Annotated in this window: 3 protein-coding genes; all 3 read right to left on the bottom strand. The window is 71.9% G+C overall.

Translation table 11 applies throughout. The features are described from left to right. Window positions 1–104: 104 nt before the first annotated feature. Window positions 105–2,357: an ABC transporter ATP-binding protein/permease gene (locus tag BOQ63_RS40075; protein WP_359795363.1), complete on the bottom strand. Its 2,253-nt coding sequence runs from the start codon at window positions 2,355–2,357 to the stop codon at window positions 105–107. A 246-nt stretch (window positions 2,358–2,603) separates the two neighbouring features. Further along, on the bottom strand, window positions 2,604–2,975 hold the full coding sequence (locus BOQ63_RS40070; RefSeq protein WP_030285863.1) for a DUF5132 domain-containing protein: 372 nt from the start codon (window positions 2,973–2,975) through the stop codon (window positions 2,604–2,606). A gap of 302 nt (window positions 2,976–3,277) precedes the next feature. Beyond that, on the bottom strand, window positions 3,278–4,966 hold the full coding sequence (locus tag BOQ63_RS40065; protein WP_072655945.1) for a DUF885 domain-containing protein: 1,689 nt from the start codon (window positions 4,964–4,966) through the stop codon (window positions 3,278–3,280). Between the last annotated feature and the right edge of the window lie 64 nt (window positions 4,967–5,030).

Genomic DNA, 5,030 nt, shown 5'->3' with positions numbered 1-5,030 from the left:
GGGGGGTACCTCCGAGAGTGTGGGCGGGCGTACGCGCACGGCACGCCGGGCCGCGCCGACCGCGGGGGCGTCACGCGGTCGGCGGGCGGGGCGGCCTGCCGCGGTCAGGCGGCGAGTTCACCGGCCTGGAGCTGCCAGAGGGATGCGTAGAGTCCGTGCCGGGCGAGGAGTTCGTCGTGGGTGCCCTGTTCGGCGACGATGCCGCCCTTGTCCAGGACGTAGATCCGATCAGCGTGGCGGACCGTGGAGAGCCGGTGGGCGATGACGACCATCGTCCGGTCGGCCGCGAAGCCGCGCAGCGTGCGCTGGATGGCGGCCTCGGTCTCGTTGTCCACGGCGGAGGTGGCCTCGTCGAGGATGACGACCGGCGAGTCCTTGAGGATCGCGCGAGCCAGGGCGATCCGCTGCCGCTGGCCGCCGGAGAGCGCGGCGCCGCGTTCGCCGATCAGGGTGTCGTAGCCATCGGGCAGCGCGGCGATGAAGGGGTGCGCCTCGGCCATGGTGGCGGCCCGGACGACGGCCTGGTCGGAGGCCCCGAAGCTGCCGTAGCGGATGTTGTCGGCGATGCTGCCGTCGAAGAGAAACGGGTCCTGGGCCACGAAGCCGATGGCCTGGCGCAGGTCCCGCCGTGGCAGGTCCCGGACGTCCTGTCCGTCGAGCAGCACGCGGCCGCGCTCCGCGTCCTGGAAGCGCATCAGCAGTCTGGCGATCGTCGTCTTGCCGGAGCCGGTGGCGCCGACCAGGGCTGTGGTGCTCCCGGCCGGGATGGTCAGCGAGAGGTCCTCCAGCGCTGCCGGGCGGCCGGGGTAGGCGAAGGTGACCCCGTCGAGGACGATCTCCCCCCGCACCTCGGCGCGGTCGAGCGTCCCGTCGTTGCCGTCGGTCTCGACAGGCAGGGCGCGCAGCCGCTGGACCCGGTCGTAGGAGGCGATGGTGCGCTGGTACTGGTCGACGATGCCGCCGAGCCTGCTCATCCGCATCAACAGCATCTGGGGCAGTCCGATCAGCGGGCTGAACACCTCGAAGCGCAGGGTGCCGTTGAGCACCGAGCGGCCGCCGATCAGCAGGGTGCCGGCCATCGAGGCGGTGGTGCAGGCCCGGACGGTCTCGGCGTGGCGGATGGTGCTCCGGTCGGTCTGCCGGGTGCTCTCCTGAGCCGCCTCGCTCAATCCGTCGATGCGTTCGGCCTCGTAGTCCTCGGTGCAGAAGCTCTTGACGGTGGCGCCGGCCTCCAGCGAGTTGATCACCTGGCTGCCCAGCCTGGCCCGGCGCTCGCCGGTGACGGCGTAGTCGGCCGCGGCCCTGTCCTGGTGGCGCAGCGACAGCCAGGCGATGAGCGGGATCGGCAGGAAGGCGATCCAGGCGATCTGCGGTGCGAGCAGCAGGAACGCCGGAACCAGCAGGGCCAGGCTGGTGCCGAGTTGCAGCACGTCGTTGGCCGGGCCGGCGAAGAAGGCGCCCAGCTGGCCGACGTCGTCGGTGAGCGCGCCAGCCACCCGGGTGGTCCGCTCGCCCTCCAGCTGGCCGAGTTCGACGTGCTGGACGTGCCGGTAGGTGCGGCTTCGCCAGTCGTGCTCGATGTCCTGGCCGAGTCGGCGCCACTGGAGGTTGGAGGCGTAGGACAGGCCCGCCACGGCGGCGCAGGCGGCGGCCACCATCCCGGCCAGGCCCCACAGTTGGGCGGAGGCGGTGGTCAGGCCGAGGCTGACCAGCGGTGCCGCCTCGCCCTTGATGAGGACCAGTCCGGTCCAGCCGAGGAAAGTGGCGAGCGCCATCTCCGAGACCTGACAGGAGACCGAGAGCGCGACGGCCCGGTAGAGACGGCGGCGGTGCGGTCCGACGATCTCCAACAGGGGGTGTCGCGCGGTTCCGTCCGCGGCGGGGTCGCCGGCGGCATCGACCGTTCCGCGCCAGGCTTTCCGCATGACAGCCGCGGTCGCGGCCGCCACCCCGCCGAGGGCCACCAGTTGCCTGCTCAGCGCCGACCCCTTGATCAGCGCGATCCCGGCCGCGACGCCGCCCCCGACGGCGAGCACCGGTCGCACCACCAGGCCGTGGTCGGCCCGCTGGGCTGGTGCGGCGACGGGCTGGGCCGGTGCCGGGCGGGCCGTCCTCGTCGGACCCTCCGCGACCAGGGTGACGGCTCTGCGGACGATCCGGCCGACGTCCGTGGCGCGCACCCGCGCGTCGTGCCGGACGAGCACCCCGCCGGTGACCGGGTTGGCCCGGGCCTCGGTGATCCCGGGAACACGGCGCAACACGGCGGCGAGGACCTCTGCCGTGCGGGGCCGTCCGAGGACCAGCTTGACGTCCCAGCGCTGACGCCCCGGAATGACCGAGCGAGGGCTTGCGTCCAATTCCAGGGAGCGGAATCCGGCTGCGGCACCCAATAGCGATGGCATGTGTACGATCACCTGTTTGCGGAGGTCGCGGAGAACCGTCACGGGCACGACGGAGTACGGCGACGGAATGGGAATTCTAAGGGCGGATTTCTGCATCCGAACGGCCCGTGATGGGACGCCGCCCGGGCGCATCCGGTCGGAATCGATCGGAATTTGCGCCCGGCGGCGACCGCGGCTCCTCAGGGGCCGTCAGTGGATCTTTCAGTGGGTCTTTCCGGCGGTGGTGCCGGCTCCGGCGGTCGCGCGGATCTTGGGAGCCCTCGGGTCCCCCTCGGGGCGGGCTGCGGCTCCCTCCTCCTTGGCGCCGATCGGGGCTCCGTTCCCGGAGGTGCGCTGGCCGTCACCGGAACGGATCGCGGTGTCACTGCTGGTGGCCTGGGCGGCCACCATGTCGGCGGCCACCTCGGCGGCGAGGTCGTGGATGTTCTCCCCGGCCTCGTGGGCGGCCTTCTTCACCTCCATCGCGATGCCGACGGACGTCTTGACGACGCCGCGCACCAGTGGCTTGAGCAGACGCTTGGCCAGCGGGGCGACGATGAGGCCGACCAGGAAGGGCGGTACTACGGGCGGCATGATGCTCGATCCTCTCTACGCACACGTATGACAGGGAACCCGGGCACTGCGAACACCGGAGCAGCGCGCAGCCGGGCAGGCGGAAGCATTCCACCTCGCAATCCGGGATTCACGAACCTAACCGGATTCCCGGACACCGGGACACGCCGCCCGATCTCTTGACCACCGTAGTCGAACCATGTCCGCACTCACCAAACGGCTCCCGGCGGGTTCACTCATGCGAGTGCTCCTGAGACCTCTTCCGCAATCCGAATTGAGGAGCACCCTCAAACCCGTTAATCAGCTCATCCGATTCATATGGTTTACGAAGCGCCGAGTTCCCGCGCCACCCGCCTTCTGAGGCCGTCGAACGGCAACGCCCCGCCCCCCAGCACCGCCTCGTGGAACGCCCGAACGTCGAACCCGATCCCCAACCGCTCTTCGGCATCACCCCGCAGCCGCACGAACTCCAGGAAGCCCGCGCGATAGGAGAGCGCCTGCCCGGGCAGATCCGTCGAGTAGCGCAGCAGGTCCGAGGCGATCTGGCCGTCCGACTCGGTGGAGTTGGCTCGCATGAAGTCCCGCGCCTGCTCCAGGTCCATCGTCCCGAGGTTGAGTCCGGTGTCGACCACCAGCCGCTGCGCGGTGAACCGCTCCTGGGCGAGCCGCCCGTAGGCGTCCCACGGGTCCTCGTAGAGGCCCGCCTCCCAGCCGAGGCCGGCCGCGTACTCGGCCCAGCCCTCGTTGAACGCGCCGAACTCGGTCACCTCGCGGCGCAGTTGGTGCAGTGTGTGGTCCTCCGCCTGGCGGGCCAGGTGGAAGTGGTGCCCCGGCGCCAGCTCGTGGTAGATCAGCGAGGCCGAACCGAGCAGGGACCTCCGCCCCAGGTCCGAACCGTTGTAGCGATAGCGCCCGACCGGATCGACCGCGGTCGGCGCCTCGTAGTATCCGAAGGTCATCCCCGGCTCCAGCGCCGGGTCCAGCCGCGCCAACCCGTACGGCGCCCGCGGCAACACCGCGAACCAGCGCGGCAGCACCGGGACCAGCCGGTCGAGGTGGCCGCGGTAGCGGGCCTCGACCTCCTCCGGCGTCCGGGCGTACAGCCGCGGCTCGGTCCGCAGCCGCTCGTGGAACTCGGCCTCGGACCCGTGGAAGCCCAGCGTCGCGCGCACCTCCCTCATCCGCCCGGCCAGTTCGCGGCACTGCTCGCGGCCGAGCTCGTGCAGCCGCTCGGGCGCGGTGTCGCCCCCGGTCTGGGTCCGGACGAAGTCCCGGTACGCCTCCTCACCGCCCTCGTACCGCGCCCAGCCGACGTTCTGCGGCGCCGCGAGCAGGCAGGCCGGGTCGTCGAGGACGGCGAGCAGCCGGTCGAAGGCCGGTACCAACTCGTCCTCCACCAATCGCCGTACGCCGTCCAGGAGCTGCCCGTTCCCGCCCAGCCCCGGCGCGCCGAGCCGGTCCTCGGCCACCTCCACCCGACGGGGGACCGACTCCCGCAGGCCCGCGACGGCGGCACGCACTCCGGCCAGCGCCGGGGCCGGCACCCGGAAGCCTCGCACCGCCTGCCCCATCACCTTGTCGCAGATCGATCCGACCACCCCGGCCAGCTCCCGCACCAGTCCCAGGTACCGTTCGGCGTCCGCCCGTTCGGTGAAGCGGAACTGGCGCAGCACCGCGTCGGTGTACAACGACAACGGAAGCAGCCGGTACGGCGTGGCGACGGGCGTCAGCCAGTAGTGACGGTGCGCCCGCAGTTCCTGCTCGGCCAGTCCGGCCAGGAAGGCGGCGGCGTCGGCGTCGGCGCCGGGCAACTCCGAACCGTCGAGCGCCCGCACTTCGCCGAGCACCCCCTCGGCGAACCGCGCCCGCTCCTCCGCCTCGGCGAGTGAGGCCCTCGGCAGCGTCTCGACCGGGAGCCCCTGGCGGACCCTCAGCATCGGCTCGCGGGCCAGCAGGAACTGCCAGTAGCGGTCCGCCAGACGGCCGATCCCTCGGCCCGGTTCGTTCGTCATGCCCCCATCCTGGCGACGACCGGGCGCTTGGCGGCCCGGTCCGGAACGCCCGGATCGTGACACC

Origin of the sequence: Streptomyces viridifaciens, assembly GCF_001888885.2 — a bacterium.
Classification (GTDB): Bacteria; Actinomycetota; Actinomycetes; order Streptomycetales; family Streptomycetaceae; genus Kitasatospora; species Kitasatospora aureofaciens.
Note: the sequence above shows the minus strand (reverse complement) of the source record. Positions and strands in the feature narration are given on the sequence as shown.

What these genes read in the sequence shown, in the direction of transcription:
- BOQ63_RS40070 (WP_030285863.1), bottom strand. Translation starts at nt 2,975, where the DNA reads ATGCCGCCCGTAGTACCGCCCTTCCTGGTCGGCCTCATCGTCGCCCCG.
- BOQ63_RS40065 (WP_072655945.1), bottom strand. Translation starts at nt 4,966, where the DNA reads ATGACGAACGAACCGGGCCGAGGGATCGGCCGTCTGGCGGACCGCTAC.